The sequence below is a fragment of the Paraglaciecola arctica genome (assembly GCF_018861065.1).
Classification (GTDB): Bacteria; Pseudomonadota; Gammaproteobacteria; order Enterobacterales; family Alteromonadaceae; genus Paraglaciecola; species Paraglaciecola arctica_B.
On sequence record NZ_JAHKQO010000016.1, the window covers coordinates 157,224 to 173,996 of the forward strand.

At 37.0% G+C, this 16,773-nt stretch carries 13 protein-coding genes and 1 pseudogene; 8 read left to right on the forward strand and 6 right to left on the reverse strand.

Annotated elements, in window-relative coordinates:
* Nucleotides 1-287: 287 nt before the first annotated feature.
* Complete coding sequence (gene miaE / locus KO534_RS06710; RefSeq protein WP_215928711.1) at nt 288-1,055, reverse strand: tRNA isopentenyl-2-thiomethyl-A-37 hydroxylase MiaE; 768 nt, start codon at nt 1,053-1,055, stop codon at nt 288-290.
* Between the two features lie 178 nt (nt 1,056-1,233).
* On the opposite strand from miaE, the pseudogene KO534_RS06715 reads away from it, so the two are divergent.
* A pseudogene (locus KO534_RS06715) lies at nt 1,234-1,829 on the forward strand (tRNA-(ms[2]io[6]A)-hydroxylase); the annotation flags it as partial.
* A 16-nt stretch (nt 1,830-1,845) separates the two neighbouring features.
* Here the strand turns inward: KO534_RS06715 and KO534_RS23385 are convergent.
* Nucleotides 1,846-2,688 carry a LysM peptidoglycan-binding domain-containing protein gene (locus KO534_RS23385; protein WP_252731991.1) on the reverse strand — a complete coding sequence of 281 codons (843 nt, stop codon included), beginning with the start codon at nt 2,686-2,688 and terminating at the stop codon, nt 1,846-1,848.
* Between the two features lie 494 nt (nt 2,689-3,182).
* On the opposite strand from KO534_RS23385, the gene KO534_RS06725 reads away from it, so the two are divergent.
* Entirely contained in the window at nt 3,183-3,866 is a 684-nt protein-coding gene (locus tag KO534_RS06725) for a hypothetical protein (RefSeq protein ID WP_215928713.1), read from the forward strand.
* A 165-nt stretch (nt 3,867-4,031) separates the two neighbouring features.
* On the opposite strand, the gene KO534_RS06730 is transcribed toward KO534_RS06725, so the two are convergent.
* Nucleotides 4,032-4,661 carry a FlgO family outer membrane protein gene (locus KO534_RS06730; protein WP_215928715.1) on the reverse strand — a complete coding sequence of 210 codons (630 nt, stop codon included), beginning with the start codon at nt 4,659-4,661 and terminating at the stop codon, nt 4,032-4,034.
* Nucleotides 4,662-5,346: 685 nt separating this feature from the next.
* Between KO534_RS06730 and KO534_RS06735 the strand changes: the two genes are divergently transcribed.
* From KO534_RS06735 to KO534_RS06760, 6 genes are all read left to right on the forward strand, one after another.
* A complete protein-coding gene (locus KO534_RS06735) occupies nt 5,347-5,949 on the forward strand; it encodes a hypothetical protein (RefSeq protein ID WP_215928717.1) in 603 nt (200 codons plus the stop codon).
* 178 nt (nt 5,950-6,127) lie between these two features.
* Nucleotides 6,128-6,568 carry a DUF4402 domain-containing protein gene (locus KO534_RS06740; protein WP_215928719.1) on the forward strand — a complete coding sequence of 147 codons (441 nt, stop codon included), beginning with the start codon at nt 6,128-6,130 and terminating at the stop codon, nt 6,566-6,568.
* Between the two features lie 256 nt (nt 6,569-6,824).
* A complete protein-coding gene (locus KO534_RS06745) occupies nt 6,825-7,652 on the forward strand; it encodes a fimbrial biogenesis chaperone (RefSeq protein ID WP_215928721.1) in 828 nt (275 codons plus the stop codon).
* A gap of 35 nt (nt 7,653-7,687) precedes the next feature.
* A complete protein-coding gene (locus KO534_RS06750; protein WP_215928724.1) occupies nt 7,688-10,798 on the forward strand; it encodes an MSCRAMM family protein in 3,111 nt (1,036 codons plus the stop codon).
* Nucleotides 10,785-11,561 carry an SPOR domain-containing protein gene (locus KO534_RS06755; RefSeq protein WP_215928725.1) on the forward strand — a complete coding sequence of 259 codons (777 nt, stop codon included), beginning with the start codon at nt 10,785-10,787 and terminating at the stop codon, nt 11,559-11,561. The genes KO534_RS06750 and KO534_RS06755 overlap by 14 nt, the downstream gene beginning before the upstream one ends.
* Before the next feature lie 74 nt (nt 11,562-11,635).
* Complete coding sequence (locus KO534_RS06760; RefSeq protein ID WP_215928726.1) at nt 11,636-13,534, forward strand: hypothetical protein; 1,899 nt, start codon at nt 11,636-11,638, stop codon at nt 13,532-13,534.
* Between the two features lie 105 nt (nt 13,535-13,639).
* Here the strand turns inward: KO534_RS06760 and KO534_RS06765 are convergent, their stop codons facing one another.
* From KO534_RS06765 to KO534_RS06775, 3 genes are read right to left on the reverse strand one after another with little or no spacing between them, the layout of a single operon-like run.
* Nucleotides 13,640-14,380 (reverse strand): WbqC family protein, encoded by a 741-nt coding sequence (locus tag KO534_RS06765; RefSeq protein WP_215928727.1) that lies wholly within the window; start codon nt 14,378-14,380, stop codon nt 13,640-13,642.
* Between the two features lie 21 nt (nt 14,381-14,401).
* Nucleotides 14,402-15,562, reverse strand: coding sequence for a DegT/DnrJ/EryC1/StrS family aminotransferase (locus KO534_RS06770; protein WP_215928728.1), 1,161 nt, complete (start codon nt 15,560-15,562; stop codon nt 14,402-14,404).
* Nucleotide 15,563: 1 nt separating this feature from the next.
* Complete coding sequence (locus KO534_RS06775; protein ID WP_215928729.1) at nt 15,564-16,772, reverse strand: aminotransferase class I/II-fold pyridoxal phosphate-dependent enzyme; 1,209 nt, start codon at nt 16,770-16,772, stop codon at nt 15,564-15,566.
* Nucleotide 16,773: the final 1 nt, after the last annotated feature.

The following is a 16,773-nucleotide window of genomic DNA, read 5'->3' on the forward strand; positions in this document are numbered from 1 at the left end:
GGTATTTAAATGAATAATATACCGAACGGTATGAAACGTCAAATGAAATTATGAAAATAAGTTTAATGAGCTATTTAGTGTTGAGGAACCAAGGGTTGTAAGGGACTTAAATGTGCTTGACGGGGTATCGAATGTGTAGGGAAGTTAGAGACGTAATTTATTTCGACATGACTGATTATGGCATTGCGATTATCCATTTAATGCCAAACTTGGTTTTCAGTTAAAAGAGTTTTTCTCTCGGAGCTAAGAGAAGTGTTAAAATAATTTTGAGTCGGCACTAGCCGGCTTTATTTTGCTTGGTTGGGCATTCCACTATGGAATTTAAAATCAGCATCGGGGCTTGTTATTAAATCAGCTTCAATCTTACCAAAATGCTCTACTTTAGCTTTGATACTTGCTGGAGCTATCGACTGTGCAAGTTCTAAATAATCCTGATAGTGACGAGCTTCAGATCTTAATAGAGATATATAAAAATCACCTAATCGTTTATCTACATGGGGGGCAAGCTCAGCAAAGCGCTCACACGAGCGTGCTTCAATATAAGCTCCACATATTAGCTTATCTACTAAGGTTTCTGGCTCATGTGTTTTGACGTGTTTTAGCATGCCTTTTGCGTAACGAGATGGAGTAATACTCTTATATTCAACTCCATAATGATCCATCATTTCTAATACTTGGTAGAAGTGATGCAGCTCTTCTTTGATTAACAATACCATTTTATCTATGAGGTCTTGTCCATAAGGAGAATCAGATTTTGGAATAACAGATTTTGTCAGCTTATTTTTTGCTGCTAATTCACGCCAATTACCTTCTCTTTTATAAATAAGTTGTTCAAATGGTTGTAACCAGTCTAGCAAAGCATTGCCACCACTTTTATCAACGGCATATTTTCGGATCAAGAACATAGCTGATTGAGCTGCTTTTAATTCACATATTAAATGGTCTAAAAGTAGCATTGAAAAGTTTTCTGGTTTAATTGCTTCTTCTATCCATTCTTGTGGCGTTGCACATTGCAAAAACGAGTTTATTGGTTTTAATAATTCAGAGTAAGACAATAGGAGTACGATTATTATTGTATGGCGGTGGCTCTAGATTCTATCATATCTCGTTGGCATTTTGTGTTGCTAAATGCAATCTCTATTGGTCGTAAGCTAATTATCAAACAGTCATAACCTTGGTTAATGTTTAATTTAAAAATTAATTAATTTCTGTTTGCTCAATGTTTACTTTAGTGAACTCAAAGCGGCACAAACCGCGATGTTACTGTTGCGCTGGTATGCAGTAGAACTGCAAAGTGGAAACGCTTTGTTAGCCTGGCTAAAGCCCTATGAAGATTTTGTTTATCGAAAAATAGGCGATGGTGATTTTAGTGATTACGAGAATTTATCCAAGAAATTGATCAGTAAAATGGTGTTGTTGATAAAAGAAGAGTTACATCATTTTCAGCAGATGTGGGAAATTATGCAGAGTAGGGGAGTGACCTACGACAATCTTATAGCATCCCGTTATGCCAGAGGCCTAGTGAAACACGTTCGCACCCATGAGCCAGCTAAGCTCAGCGACACTTTAATTTTTGGCGTATATATAGAAGCGCGCTCCTGTGAGCGTTTCGCGAAAATATCTCCCTACCTAGATAGAGTGAACTAGAGAGTTTCTATGTGTCGTTGCTGCGCAGCGAAGCTAGGCATTTTCAGGATTATTACTTAACTTTAGCAAAGTTGATATCAAAAGCGCCAATTGATGACAGGGTGCAATTTTTGGGGCAAAAAGAAGCCACACTTATTCGAAGCCCAGATAAAGAATTTCGTTTTCACAGCGGTGTGACATAAATATTAAAACTTCACTTTATTGACTGTGTGATATGCGTATTTCAGTGCCAACCGATATATTGTTGATCGCTAAGTCGGGGTTCCATGCCTGTAGCTCAGGGATAGAAATGCCGTAAAGTTTAGATAATTGATATAAGGTTTCACCTTTTTTCATGATGTGGATAAGGTGCTCAGTTTCAAGTTCAGTTTGTATGGTGGGAGCTGCTTTTTCATTATTGTTTACTATTTGGACCTTTAGCCTGCGCATTTGTCGATAAATTCTGCTGTAGTCGCTGTCAGGAAACAAAACACTTAAACTTTGACCAATTTGTTCCGCGCGTTTTAGTTCTTGCAACCCTTGGTAAACTTCTAAAGTAGTCCACAATGCAGGAGCATCCACTTTGGTTTTAGTTTCTTCAAAACGGTTAATGAATTGTTTCGCCGTATTAAATTGCTTATCTTCAATACTTAGTCGGGCTAACGCGAGGAAATCAATTGGATCGACTGTTTGCATTAAATCAAGTTGATTGAGCCAATATTTTGCCTTGTCCCATTTTTGTTCTCTGAAAAAGCACTGCCCAATCATGCTCAGTTGCGTGTTTTTTGTGCTTAGGTTGTTCGAAGACTTTAGTAGGCCAGAACCGTAACTTTCCAATAATTGCCACTTCTTTTGGTGACAGAAATAATCCAGTAACTTAGGATAAAATGGCAGGTCTGAGAATTGTTGGTTATCAAGAGCCAACATAAATGCTTGCTGTGCACCTAAGTTATCACCTTTTAAGGCTCGTAGTTGCGCTAAGACCAGCATTGCGCCTGGAACTAATTCAGGTGTTTGAATCGATTGAAATCTTTCATCAGCCTTGGTGATATTGCCAATCATTAAATAGGCTTTTACATAGGACAGTGTTATTAGAGGAGTATTCGCTTCCTCTAGTGGAGTGACTTGTGAATTATTTGGGGTTGACGAGCAGCTAAGTATCACAAATACAAAGCATAAAATTAATAAATGTTTGAGCAACTACTTTTACCGATTCGAAAAACACAGTTAACCATAACGATTTTCACTTCCTTTGGTCAAATAATAAAACTAAATATGAATGCAGTTTGTGAACGCATCAGACATTAAACCAAGTGCGGCGATTCTTTGTGCCAGTGGATAAAAGCTGGCAGTTTTTTTCCGCTTATAGCCCTTCATTTGATGTTTCATCTGAGTAAGGGGGGTTAGTTACTGCAAAAATCTATTGGTCTAATAATTGCAGCGAAACAAATAGATGGGAATAGACATAAGCTGATGGCCGAAATAGGTGACTATGTCTTGGATGCCAAAATATAATCGAGCATGTGAATGCTCTACAAACCCTATGGAATAATAGTATGCAGAAAAACAATGACAAGTTTCTGGTATCAATGATAAATGGTAGTTTAACGAACATGTTTTTTCTTCTAATTAACAGTGCTCTATTAGTTAGTTGTTCAATGGTGGATAATGAATTAGACGTTTTGGTGAAAAGTGAATTGGAACAAAAGCTCGAACGCTATACTGAATTAGAACCTGAACTTCAGAGAATACTAGCGCTCGAATCAGATATGCAAATTATTGTAGCTGAGTTGGCAAGGTATTCTACACTTGGTACAGATCCATTGGGAACCACACCAATAAAAAGTAATGTTCAAAGCGACAACAAGCGAATTCAGAATACAACAGAAGAGAATAATTCTGTCACCAGAAACTATGCTGCTGATAATCCTTCAAATTGTCGTTCAAAATCAAACGCTTTGATTGGTCACTGTAAATTTGAGATAGGTTTACATATAGCAGCATTTAGTGATGAAAAATCTGTTTTGCCAGGATGGCTTTACCTTCAAAAGAAACTGCCTACAGAATTAACTCGCGGCAAAAGACCGTTGCGGACAGAAATCGTTCAACAGAATATTGCTTATCAAAGTTTGAGAGTAGGGCCCTTCACTTCGGTAAATCAAGCCAAAAGGATCTGTGACGGAGCGCGTCACCTAGTATCTTGCGCAGTCGTTGAGTATCTTGGAAGCAAAGTGAAATAATATTCTTTATTTGGGCTTAGGTGTAAGCGGTTGATACAAGCATATAAGCTAACAAACTTTATTTTACATAACCAACCGGTCTATTTTCTTTATTATCGTCAGACAGATTGCTGAAATTATCTGTGAGCGTAGCTGCAACCTTTACTTTTTTAGGTCGGATAACCTTTAATTATATAAGTCGGCAACGTAATAAGGTATGAGAGTTGAAGCAGAAGACATGATTTGTTTATTGTCGAATTGCATTATTCGAGCGTTGATAACGACACCATGCTTATGTTGAGTCATATAACCTGCAAGAACGTACTTAACCGATTCACTATAAAAATACCCTTCCATATCACTATTAAATGCAAAACTGCCTTCTTTGTTTAATAACAAAGCATCCATAAGGTGAATGTCAACCACAGGTATATTCTGACTTTGAAGTTGCCCTAATAAATTTTCACTTATTAATGCGCTCAGTTTTGAGTTGTCTTGAGACTCAGTATCAAAACTCACAAATGAAGTGACAGCAATGGGAGTCTCCAGCATTGTGCCTCTGAGGTTTTTAAGTAAGTCGTGGGCTAGTTTACTGGTGTAGTTACTAATACGCTTATGAGTGTGAAATGTGTCAAATTCATCATTAACGTTTATATCTACTATTCCAAATCGTTCATTATTGCTTACTTTAATACCAGCTTTCTGAGCCTGGTGGGTTTCAGTGCCATTTATTCCACAGCCGGTTATTATCAGGCAACTGCAGCTCATGGCGGTCAATAATGCTCGGTGCAGGTCAATTTTTGTTTTTAAAAACATAATTTATCTTCTAATAATGTAAGAGAGTGCCACAGTTGGCTTAAAATCATTCTATCTCGCAAATTCAAAGCATAAATCAAGCCATATAAAACGATGGCGTTATGACACCTATTTTGTAAATAACTGAATAAATTAGTCTTTTATATTTCGCCGCAAAGAAAACAAATTATGCCGTATGTAGGCAATTAGTTGCCAATCCTAGATATTTTACGACTGTTAATACAAACTTTATAAGCAAAAAGTGAATAGAGTCGAATTGTTTGCTTGTAGCAACTGAGGTAACCGAGGGAAATCCCTTCAACGTGGGGGATGGCGTACACTTTGCAAGTTCAGAAGTAACTCTTTATAGTACCAGTAGACCTGATTTTTTTGCCTCGTAAGTGTCTATGTTCAAGATATTTAAAGAAATTACTAAAATTAGATTAAATTTTTCAAGGTGAGGGTCGATACAGTTAGTGGCAAAGATTTTAAATGTAATGACAATAATCTTTGAAAACGTTGGCATTATTTATCTAACGCCATGTTACTGAGAAGTAAAAATTAAGGTTTACATTAACATTGTCGATATTGTTATTGAGAAACCGAGAATACGTCACAAAACATATGAGTTGCTATAATGCCTCTGAATTTAGTGTTACGTAATATTTGTTTTAAAACCTTTTATAATTTAATTATTGGAGATTATATGTTTAATCCAAACAAAATCACAAAAATATTAGGCGCTACTTTCATACTTGTAAGCAGCAATGCAGCATTAGCAGCAACAGCCCCAGGTACGGTTACTGTAACTGTGCAAAATACATTTAATTTAACTGAGACGACAGCATTAGATTTTGGAACCATCAGAGCTGTCGGTGATGCCTCAAACGCAGCAAATTTCGCATCATTAGTTTTAGCACCAGACGGGGGAGTGACAACTGCGCAAGTTGGAGCTTCAGCTATTACCTCATTGTCAACTCCTACGGCTGCAGTTTTTACCGTTGATTCCGCAGCACCATTTACCGACCTAACCGTAACATTCCCGCCGGACTTCACGTTAACGACTACTGGTGTCCCTTCTGGAGCGGCAGTTTTTCAAATTGCTCAGGCAGATTGGTTAGGAACAATTGTAGGTGGCGCTGATGATGGTACAACAATAGCTACTGCCGGCGTGATGGAAACTGATAATTTAGGTGGCGTAGTGTTAAATGTTGGTACGACTCTGACTACTGACAAAGGTGCTGCATTTACCTCTGGTTATGTTGATCAAGCCTACACAGGCACCTACACTATGACAGTTGCTTATTAATCATTGGAATTTTATACAATTTTTACAGCGGTTCAATTTGAGCCGCTTTTTTGTATCATTAATCGCTGTTTTTATTTTTTTTGGGTATGGTTTTTGCTTTGGTTGTACCTGTAACTACCACAGGACCCCACAATTGTTCAAAAATATATCTCGAGTTAGAAGCGCACGCCTCTATTTAATGTCTGTGTTTTTTTTATGCAATGCTAATAGTTTTGCTGCAGTGACTGAAGTAGAAGAACTTTCCTTTGGTACTCTAGCCATTCTTAAAAATAATGTTGCTAGCCAAATTACGATCCATACTAATAGCCAAATAAACTTCACTAATCACATTCGCGTTTTAGTTCCTGGGCACCGTGGTGAATATCTGCTTAGTTCTTACGCTCCTTTTACAGAATTATTCACGTCTGCAAACATTTTACTCACTGAAACCAGCTCTTCCGCATCCCCCTCAGAGCAATTCACCCTTATATCCCTTGATACTGCACCATCTGTAACAACGGATGCTAATGGAACTGCAACCGTATATATAGGTGGAACAATACAAACATCTGGCAATGCCAGTGGAATCTATTATGACACTGCCTATTTTGTAACGTTTGAGTTAGCCATCAATTTCTAACTTGGAAACATTAAATTAGCCTAGATTTAAAGAAATTTGCCGTGTCAGCTAATTGACACTTGGTATATTTATAAGGCTAGGTTACGTTCAAAACTCTAATCATGAGTAAGGTTAGTGTCTGTTTTTTATGTGTTTAAATTGATTGGCCTGATAATTGCTTTTTTAATTTCAAATGCTTTTTTTGGGGGGGAACGAACATTAAGGTTTCCTATCCTAATTGCAAAAATAATTAATAGAGAAGTGAGTGAAGTAGATTATGAAAAATAAAGTGTTGGGTGTCATTTTAACTTTATGTTTAGTCAAGTGCATGTTTCTAGCTAATCATGCAACTGCTGAAATGTTAATTTCCCCTACTCGGGCCGTTATTAATGATCGGCAGCGCTCAGCACAGGTTATATTACTAAATACCAGTGATACCATCAAAACGTACCGACTAGGTTGGGAGCAAAAGAGAGCGCTGCCTGATGGCGGGTACGAGGATTTAGATGAGGCTACAAGTTCTGATTTTCCCGTTGCAAGCGATATGTTGCGCTTTAGTCCTAGACAGGTAATGTTAAGACCAAACGAGAGACAAATTATAAAAATAGGTGCGCGTCGTCCACGAGATTTAGCTGACGGAGAGTATCGGTCTCATTTATTGTTTACCGCTCTTCCTTCAGAGGATGAGCAAGCTGAAAAAAATCAAACCGGTATACGTTTAAAACTCATGCTTAACTATTCAATCCCAATTATTTTACGACAGGGATTCTTTGATCATGATGTTGTCATAAGTAACGCCGAGGTTTTAACAGTTAAAAAGTTAAAGAGTACACAGTATAAAATTGCTGTTTCATTTAAACGCACTGGTCTACATAGCACCTATGGTGCAATTCAAGCTTATTGGACACCCAACAATGGAGGAGAAGAAATTAAAGTTGCTACCCTGAACGGCGTACATTTATATGCTGAACTCGAGACCATTAATCGTACTATGACTTGGCAACCAGAATCCTTTTCACCAACATCTGGAACATTAAGAATTGCCTATGAAGGTGGACAAGAATTTAATGGCCAAATATTTGCTGAAAAAGTGCTTTCACTTTAACTTTTTTGAATGCCTGTTGTTGATAAGGTCGTAATATGGAACAGTTAATCAGAATGTTACTAATCTGTTCCACCATTTTTTTACTATCAAGTATTGCTTTTACAGTATCAGCATCGCCTCAAACTCCTGCCGAAAACTTGGCTTTAACTGCAATTTTAAAACGTATACAGGCTAAGTATCAGGCAATCGAAACCTCACAAGAAAATAAATTTAATGATTCTGCTAATTTGATAGAGGTTGGTTACACACAGGCTATAACTCTTAGTGATAATCAATCTGATAAAATACGCTCTCCTGAACAGGATCTAGATGATATTGGTGTTGGTATTCCTGAAGGGGAAGAGCTCCTGCTTTCAATTTATATTGATAATTTATATTTAGCAGATGTTTTTGCCTATAAGAGTGAACAAGGTGCCAAGATAAGTGCACAGAGTATATTCGTAATATTAGATTTTCCTATAAATATTGATATTGAAGAAAAAAAATTAGACGGGTGGTTTATACAAGAAAATAATTATTTTGAGTTTTATTTTAATACTGATTCTGCGCCCTCTGCTACTGTTAACGGAAAGTCTGAAATAGTCGAAGAAGAAGACTTTTTTATCGAAGATAATGATGTCTATATTGAGGGGAGATTATTATCAAAGTGGTTTGGTTTGAATTTAAGTTATAAATTTAATGATCTACGCGCCATTCTTAAGCCATCTCAAACTTTGCCAATTCAGGCTCGCCTTGCTAGGGAAAGTAAAAACATAAATTCCACAGACAAACCTAAATCGACCCTTCCCTGGAAAAGAAATGCCTATCAAATGTTCTCTTCACCACTAGTAGATGTGCAAATGCAGCAATCTGCTAGCAAAGATGATAACAGTAATTATACCAATTTTTCGGCATTAGGAAGCCATGACGTAGCATTTTTGAATACCCAATATTATGTTGCGGGACGTTCGGAAGGAGGCCTAAGTGATGCCAGAGTGAAGTTCAGTAGAGAATTGAAATCTGGACTATTTGGGTTTTTACCAGCTGCTAATATTCAATTTGGCGATATAAACTCTATAAGTATTGATTCAAATTTTAGTAGCGGACTTAACCGAGGGGTTTCATTTACTAAGGCTTTAACTGAGGTTAAGGATAATCAACAAATCAATATAAATGGCGATATTCAGCCAAGTTGGGACGTGGAGCTTTATCAAAATAATATTCTCATTGATAAGCAGACTAGTGTTCAAACTGGGCGCTATGAGTTCAACGATATTGATTTATTGTTTGGGTATAACAATTTCGAAATTATTTCTTATGGGCCACAGGGGCAAGTCGAAAGAGAATTCCGTGAGGTATTTATCGATTCAAATGCCTTGCAAACATCAGAGCAGGACTATGGTTTTTCAGTAACTCAACAAGGCAAGTCATTACTTGGGGTTAATGATGAACTTACTTCAAATAATGAAGGGGTTCTTTTTTCAGGCGTATTTAGTCAAGGCATTACAGATTGGCTTACTATTTCATTAGGTCAATCATCATTATTTAGCGACACGGGTGAGGATGAGTTTAACTATTCAATTGGGACCGATGTTAATTTATATAATAATGTTCTGGTCAATGCAGATATGAGCATTAATCAGGATAATTTACTTAGAGGCTATTTAACCGGAAGAACACAATGGATGAGACAGTCACTATTTTATAGTTTCAGAACACAAGAGTTCTTAATTAGCGGAATAGATACCTCCACTCAAAAGGTTACAGACACCCAGCATCTGTTTCGAATGGGCGGGCAGTTTCTCCAAATGCAAAAATATCGCTTAAACTACGACAATCAACTCTTGTTTAGAAGTGGTATTAATGACGATAAAAACACTCGCTTTACTAACAATCTGTCTTTGAGTGCAGGCAGATTTTCAGTCCAGCATACTTTAGATTGGCAAAAAAATGAAAGTGCGTTGGATTCATCTGAATATTTAAATGGTTATATGCAAACTCAGCGTCAGTTGGGGAGGGTTTTTAGTAGACTTTCGGTAGGTTATTCAATTCACCCTGAAAACAAAATTGAAAATGTAAAAACAGAGCTTAGCTGGACAATGTTTGAAAAGTTGCAATCAGATTTTAAATTTATATATATTCCAGAGTCTGATAAGTATCGAGCAGATCTAGGTTTGAGTTGGCAACACGAAAATTTCAATTTGAATGGTTATTTTAGCTTTGATGATGAAGACGAATGGACCGTTGGTTTGTTTCTGCGTTTTGGTATTGGCTACGATATAGAAAATAATAGGGCATTTATGAGCTCAACGTCTCTTGCCAACTCTGGAGCAATGTCAGTAAGAGTATTTGAAGACGAAAATAATGATGGGATTTTTAATGAGGGTGAAAATGTTATTGAAGGAGCTAAAGCCAAAGCTATTCAGGCGCAACGGCAAGCGTTTTCAGGTGATGATGGAATTGCATTAATTAAAAACCTTCCAGCTAATGTCAAGACCGATATAACCCTAGACAGGGATACATTAGGTGACCCATTTTTCATTCCTTCTACCAAAGGTGTTTCTATTACACCACGCAAAGGCTTTTTGGATAACGTAGACTATCCAGTGGTTACCTCAGGAGAGATTGACGGTACTATTTACTCTGTTGACACTAGAGGTAATGAAAACAATTTGGCTTATGTAGCAATTAATTTGCTAAATGAGAATGGAGATGTCGTAGAAACAACACAATCTGAATATGACGGTTACTACCTTTTTGTTGATTTAGTGCCTGGTCAGTATTTTGTTTCTGTAGCTGACGATTATTTGAAGCAGCATAAACTAGAGAGTATTGAAAACTTAGCGGTAAATCTAACCGTTCAAGGGGATGTTATAAATGGAAGTGATTTTACTCTGCTTGAGCTTGACTTTACTGAAGGTTTTGCTGTGTCAGCAGGCTCGTTTGACAGCCTTACAATGCTTAAAGTGTATTGGCACTTAATTCAACGTCGCTATCGAGCTAAGTTAAAACAAACCGCCTTTTATGTTGAGCGAGAAGGTTCCGGCCGATTTAGCTTAAACTTGGCTTTTTATAAAGATAAATCGGAAGCTTACCAAGCTTGCAAACAAATATCGGGAGCTGATATTCAGTGTAATGTCGAAGAATATGAATTTGTTAGCCAATAATAAACTTGGGATAATGCTGATTAACAGTAAAGTTAGAGTATTAGAAATGAGAAATAACATGCATAAAAATGTCATCATAAAGTTAGTTTTCTTATCAATGAGTTTTGTACTTAGCTCGTGTAGCTCAACCCCGGATTTTGTGGAAGGTGATAAAAATGTCAATCAATCCATAGCATTAGCGACTTCTGAGAGTGCTACTCAAAGTCACTCTGATGAAATTACCATTCATTTGGAAGAATGGCGAAAGATGAAGCCGAGTATTAAGCGTTTGGTAGCAATTGAAAGTGAGCTCAAGGAGTTGATAGTCCAATTGAATGCTATAACGCAACAACAAAATGTGACAACTTCAGATAGTCAAACCAAGGATGCGTCGGAGGTAGATGTTAACATCGAGCAGAAAGAAGTGACAAATAATACCGTCATTACCTCGCCAGCTATACCAATTGACAATACGATACAGGAACCAATTCATACCGTTAAAAAAGTGGAGGCTTTGTCCAAGAAGTATGGGGTACAACTTGGTTCTCTAACGGATAAGCAGTCTCTAAAAACAACATGGACAGGCTTAATGCAAAAACATTCGAATGTGTTGGCCAAACTCACGCCACTATACGAAGAAGCGATAATAGGAGGGAAAATTTATTATAGATTGAAGGCAGGTGGTCTCGAGTCACAAGCCAAAGCCAATGAATTGTGCAATTTACTTCAAACGTTGAATACGTCGTGTTTTACTACCATCTTTGAAGGCAAAGCTTTCTTGTAAAACCATTGAACCATTGAACCATTGAACCATTGAACCATTGAACCATTGAACTTTAATTGAGTAAGTAAATAGCTATGTCCTTGACACCATTTCAGATATCTTTGAATATTAAAAGCCTTAAATTTAGGGAAGCAGAGCAGGGTATTCTCCAATTTGTTTTGTTTAACGCAGATGATAAAAATGAATTAAATTTCCTCTCACAAAATAACAGTTTTCAAAACTCTCAACCTCAAGTGACTAGCTCTCTTGAAAATATTTGTAATGAGTACGCCACTGTTATTTCAGAACTTTTTTGTCACCCTAGATATAAGCCAAGTGACGGGATTATTCATTCATTCCTATCTTATAAATTTGTACTTGATTGGTTATTTAGCGCCAGCATTTGGAAGAACACTGATGCCATAATTGATCATCTAAAATTAGTACAGATCAATAGTTTTGGACAGTTACAAGTAGATTTCAACCAAAAAAAAACTACCATTTTGCTAGCGTTAGTTTCCCTTAGTAGTAAATATAAACTACCTTGGAAAAAGCTTTTCGAGCTAAATCCAGCGATTGCAATGAGCTCCTATATTGGGTTGGTGACTCAGTCTATTCCTGCTTTAAGTCAAGAAAATGATCGAGGTTTTAATTATTTACTTGAATCAGCAAGTGACTTACCCATTTTAAATTTGCCGGTGATAACTGACCTAGGTAAGCTTAACTACGCTTATTTCAATTGTAGTTATGCATCATCACCCGATAAGTATGAGTTCAAAAAATGGTTAACAACTCAGATTAGACATAATCTGCAACAGTGGTTGGATGATGAAGTAAAAAAATATATTTCCATTTTATCAAACCGTCAAATTTCTGAAAAGCCTAAAGTTTGTGTGATGCTGGAGCATTATTCTTTAAACCATGCGATGTATCGTAGCTTTAACGTTAGATTAAGAAACTTAGCAAAAAAGTATGATTTGATCGCTTTCATTGATAATAATGAAATTGATACAGCTGATCTAACTATTTTTAGTAAGGTTGTTGGATTGTTAAACGTTTTTGATGTCAATGGAAATGCAAAATTGGTCATCTCTGAAAAACCTGATATTATTTTTTATCCCTCGATAGGAATGAAGTTTTGGGGGATATATTTGAGCCAATTGCGACTTGCTCCTTTGCAGATGATGATGGGGGGGCATCCATCTAGTAGTTTTAGCCCCGAAATTGACTATTGCCTAGTTCCTGGCGATACATTTACAGCTGAAGATATTCAACCATTTTTCAGTGAAAAAGTAATAATGACAAAACAAGCAAGTAGAAATTCACAAGTTTCAACTAGACATCCTGATTTAACTACAGAGTTTTTGGCCGAACATAGTCAATTCTTGAATGAAGAAGAAAACTTTCGGATTGGCATTAACGGTGTTATGACTAAAGTGACTTATTTAACGATAGAGGTCTGTCGAAAAATTGAACGAAAAGCATCGAAAAATGTAACTTTTGTATTTTTTTCTGGACACAGTAAAAAACAACTTGCCTACATTGCTACAAAAAATCAATTGTCTAAAATGCTCAAATCTTTCGAACTCGTTAGTTTTAGTGATTATCTACAATATTTAAAAATGGTCAGCAGTTGTCATTTTCTGTTGCCAACTCTGCCCTTTGGTGGAGCAAATAGTAATGTTGATGCCATGATACTTAACAAACCCAAGTTATTTCTTAAAAGTAATCAGCAGTTATATACCAGAACAGACAATATTGTTTGGGAGCGAGTGAATTTAGTGAAAGAGCTAGGAAGCGATACGGTAGATGGACTGGTAGATAAAGCCTTGTTGTTAATAAACAACACAGAACAAAGGCGAGAATTGCATGATCTGATATCGGTTAGATGTTCATCCGAAAAAGTATTTAATAATAGCGATAATTATAAGCACTCTATTAATGAACACTTCGATCTAGCAATAAATGATCACATTTCTAAATACCAAGTTTAGTCTTACAACAAACACTAATTTTTCAATGAAACTTAATCAAAGATAAATTAGTGTTTGTTTTCTAAGCATGCTTCATTATTAACTACAAGCGAAATCAGCAATAAATCAATTTTTAGCGTGCAATTCGCTCGCTTTTGTTAAGTTACAGCTTGTGCAGATAGCGTTACGTATTTTTAGTGGAGAATTCCACATTAACACGTCTAAAATTGAAAGGTGTTGCTGATATTCATAGTGCTTAGTACTGTAGGTAAAGGGCACAACTTCAGCAAAATAAAGTTCAACTCCACGACTTGTAAAATCATCCAAAGAAAAAAGTTCGGCTCCACCAATTGGGTTGAGATATTCATTAGCACCTAATTTTTGACAAATTATCGGAGCCCATTGTCCAGCGTCAGGCACGTTGTCAAACTCTAGATTCAACTGCGAACACACTTCATAATCAAAGGAAATATCTAGATATTGACATGTGTGCTTTAACGTCGATACATTTAGCTCTACTAAGGAGTCACTGATAAGTGAGTTAAAAGTATCGTTGACTAGTCCTATTACTTCCTTGTAAAACGGGGCAGTAGAGCGATAATGAGACAATTTACCGAGCACTGTCTGATGGCTTTTATTTAAACTATCGACGACGGCTTGCTTAGTGGTTATCGAAGTTGAAGAACGCTTAAGCCCTACAGATATATAATTCCATCCTGTCACAGGATGTAGCACACGATTGCGATTCATCCAAGATTTAGGGGTATATTGGGTGACATCAAAAACAATCCATCGGTCTACAGATGCGATCAACGCAAAGTGAGCTAGATTAGGAAAAAAGTAAGGCTGCATGATCCCTAAACGCATATCATTTCCTTAAAAGTAACTTTATGCTTTTGCATGTTTAAGATGGGTAAATTCGATAATATTACAGATATATTCGACTATAGAAAAATCGACTTTAGCCCCAATTGGAAGTTGCAAACATATATTACTCAACCAATCCGTATTGTTAAGTTGTAAGTTTTCGTTAAGAAATCCCTCACTTTTATGTACGCCAGGATAAAAATAACGTCTGGCTAGAATATTATTTTTCTTTAATACATCAATAAGTACAGTTCTTGAGCATCCGTAAATATCTTCATCTATTTCACAAACCACGCTTTGATAATTAGAATAACTGACATGCTGTGGTTTGAGCAAAGTAATACCAGGCAATCTGTCCAGTCTGTTTTTATATTGGAGATACAGTCTTTTGTTGTTCGCTTGATTTTTATCAAAGTCATCCAGACTCATGAGTCCTATTGCGGCTTGTGCTTCAGACATTCTCGAGTTAGCCACTTTAACAATATTTGGTGAGTTTGTTTCACCGTAACTTGGCCGAATGGCTCTGATTTTTGCAGCCAAAGCATCATCATTAGTACAAATACAGCCGCCTTCTGCAGTACTAAGCACTTTGGTCGCGTGAAATGAAAACACTTCTAGGTGGCCAAAATTACCAATTGCTTTATTTCCCACTTTACAGCCAAAAGCCTGTGCAGAGTCGAAATAAAGTTTTAAACCATATTTGTCGGCAATGGCTTCAAGCTTCTCAACTTCGGCAGCGCCTCCCCATAGATTAACCGCCAATATGGCTTCGACCCTATCATCAATTAGACTTTCTAGCTTATCCAAGTCTACATGGTGTTTGCTGATGTCTACATCACAAAATACTGGCTCTAACCCTGCCCATTGCAACGACAGCGCTGTAGCAATAAAAGTATGTGCCGGAACAATCACTCTTTTTTTAAGCCCCAAAGCTTGTGCCGCTATCATTAACCCCATAGTACAACTGCTGGTACAAATTGCGTGTTTAACGCCAAGGAAGCTTTGTATTCTTGACTCAAATTCAGTTAAGAGTGGACCATTGTTGTTGTAGTATTCTCGCTCGAAAATCCCGCTAAACATTTGTTCATACCGCTCCCAAGACGGAAAATAAAGTTGACCAACAGGTACCGCGTCTTGACAACAAAATTGTGTTATCTCTTCCTGTAAAGTTTGAAGTCGCATATCAAAGACCGCCATTTCTAGTGAGTTCATTTGAAATTTCAGTGGAATTACTGCTAATAAATTTCAAAAAGTTGCAAATTTGAACAATGTCTTTTTCATCTACTTTTTGCCCACATGGAAGATTAAGATGATTATTTGAGAGCTTTTTACTGAGAGGTAAATCGGTCTTAACAAAATCAAATTGCATTTCTTTTAAATGTAACGGCGGTGAATAATATTGACGAGCCAGTATATTTTCACTGTTAAGTAAACTAATCGTATCCTCTATGCTAAAAGGCCAATCTTTCGTAATTCTTGCCACTATGTTTTTGTAACCACAGGCTTTACTTTCATCAAACCTAATTAATTCAATACCGTCGACTTCATCGAGGCACCTTAAGTAGCATTTATAGCGCGCTTGATTTAGTTTCACTTGTTGCTCTATATCATCAAGGCTGGCAAGCGCCATACAGGCGTGCATTTCATTTAACTTAGCGTTCAAACCATCGAAGTACTCAACGTGATCTACGTTTGTAAAACCAAAGGTCCTCATCGAGGACAATTTTGCAGCCAGTTTGTCGTCATTGGTGGTTAAATATCCACCGCCAAAGCCATTTATCAATTTACAGGCATGTAGCGAAAAACACTCTGCATTGCCAAAGCCACCAATTTTTCCAGATTCAATTGACTCATAAACCGACTCAACAGAATCAAATAAGATTGGAATTTGATGTTTTTTTGCCAGTTCAGTTAACCCTTCCACGTCGCAACAATTTACAATCGGGTGAACCCCAAGAATGAGAGCTGTATTTTTATTAATACACTTAGCAACAGTCTCCGGCGTCATAGCTAAGGTGGACTCATCCACTTCACAAAATTTAGGACTCAATTGCGTCCAAGCTGCCATATCTGCCATACGGCGGTATGTAAGCGATGGCATTATAATTTCGGTCCTTCCTTCCAATGCTAATACTTTTGTTGCAAGTGCCAGCCCCCAAAAACCAGTAGAAAAAGTGACACAATGTTTTGTGTTATGAAAAATCGCCAACCTTTTTTCCAATAACTGGACATTTGGACCATTGTTTGAATACCACATTTGCTCGTAGAATATTTTTGAGTACGCAAGAAATTGTTCAAAGTTGGGTTTCAACAGATTCGACGTTGACTTAGCCTGTTCAAATATTTTTTTACCACCCAGTAAAGCCAATTGTTCAACATTTATTTTTTTCATT

What these genes read in the sequence shown, in the direction of transcription:
- KO534_RS23385 (WP_252731991.1), bottom strand. Translation starts at nt 2,688, where the DNA reads ATGATTGGCAATATCACCAAGGCTGATGAAAGATTTCAATCGATTCAA.
- KO534_RS06750 (WP_215928724.1), top strand. Translation starts at nt 7,688, where the DNA reads ATGGAACAGTTAATCAGAATGTTACTAATCTGTTCCACCATTTTTTTA.
- KO534_RS06730 (WP_215928715.1), bottom strand. Translation starts at nt 4,661, where the DNA reads ATGTTTTTAAAAACAAAAATTGACCTGCACCGAGCATTATTGACCGCC.
- KO534_RS06775 (WP_215928729.1), bottom strand. Translation starts at nt 16,772, where the DNA reads ATGAAAAAAATAAATGTTGAACAATTGGCTTTACTGGGTGGTAAAAAA.
- KO534_RS06770 (WP_215928728.1), bottom strand. Translation starts at nt 15,562, where the DNA reads ATGCGACTTCAAACTTTACAGGAAGAGATAACACAATTTTGTTGTCAA.
- KO534_RS06760 (WP_215928726.1), top strand. Translation starts at nt 11,636, where the DNA reads ATGTCCTTGACACCATTTCAGATATCTTTGAATATTAAAAGCCTTAAA.
- KO534_RS06735 (WP_215928717.1), top strand. Translation starts at nt 5,347, where the DNA reads ATGTTTAATCCAAACAAAATCACAAAAATATTAGGCGCTACTTTCATA.
- KO534_RS06725 (WP_215928713.1), top strand. Translation starts at nt 3,183, where the DNA reads ATGCAGAAAAACAATGACAAGTTTCTGGTATCAATGATAAATGGTAGT.
- KO534_RS06745 (WP_215928721.1), top strand. Translation starts at nt 6,825, where the DNA reads ATGAAAAATAAAGTGTTGGGTGTCATTTTAACTTTATGTTTAGTCAAG.
- KO534_RS06740 (WP_215928719.1), top strand. Translation starts at nt 6,128, where the DNA reads ATGTCTGTGTTTTTTTTATGCAATGCTAATAGTTTTGCTGCAGTGACT.
- KO534_RS06765 (WP_215928727.1), bottom strand. Translation starts at nt 14,380, where the DNA reads ATGCGTTTAGGGATCATGCAGCCTTACTTTTTTCCTAATCTAGCTCAC.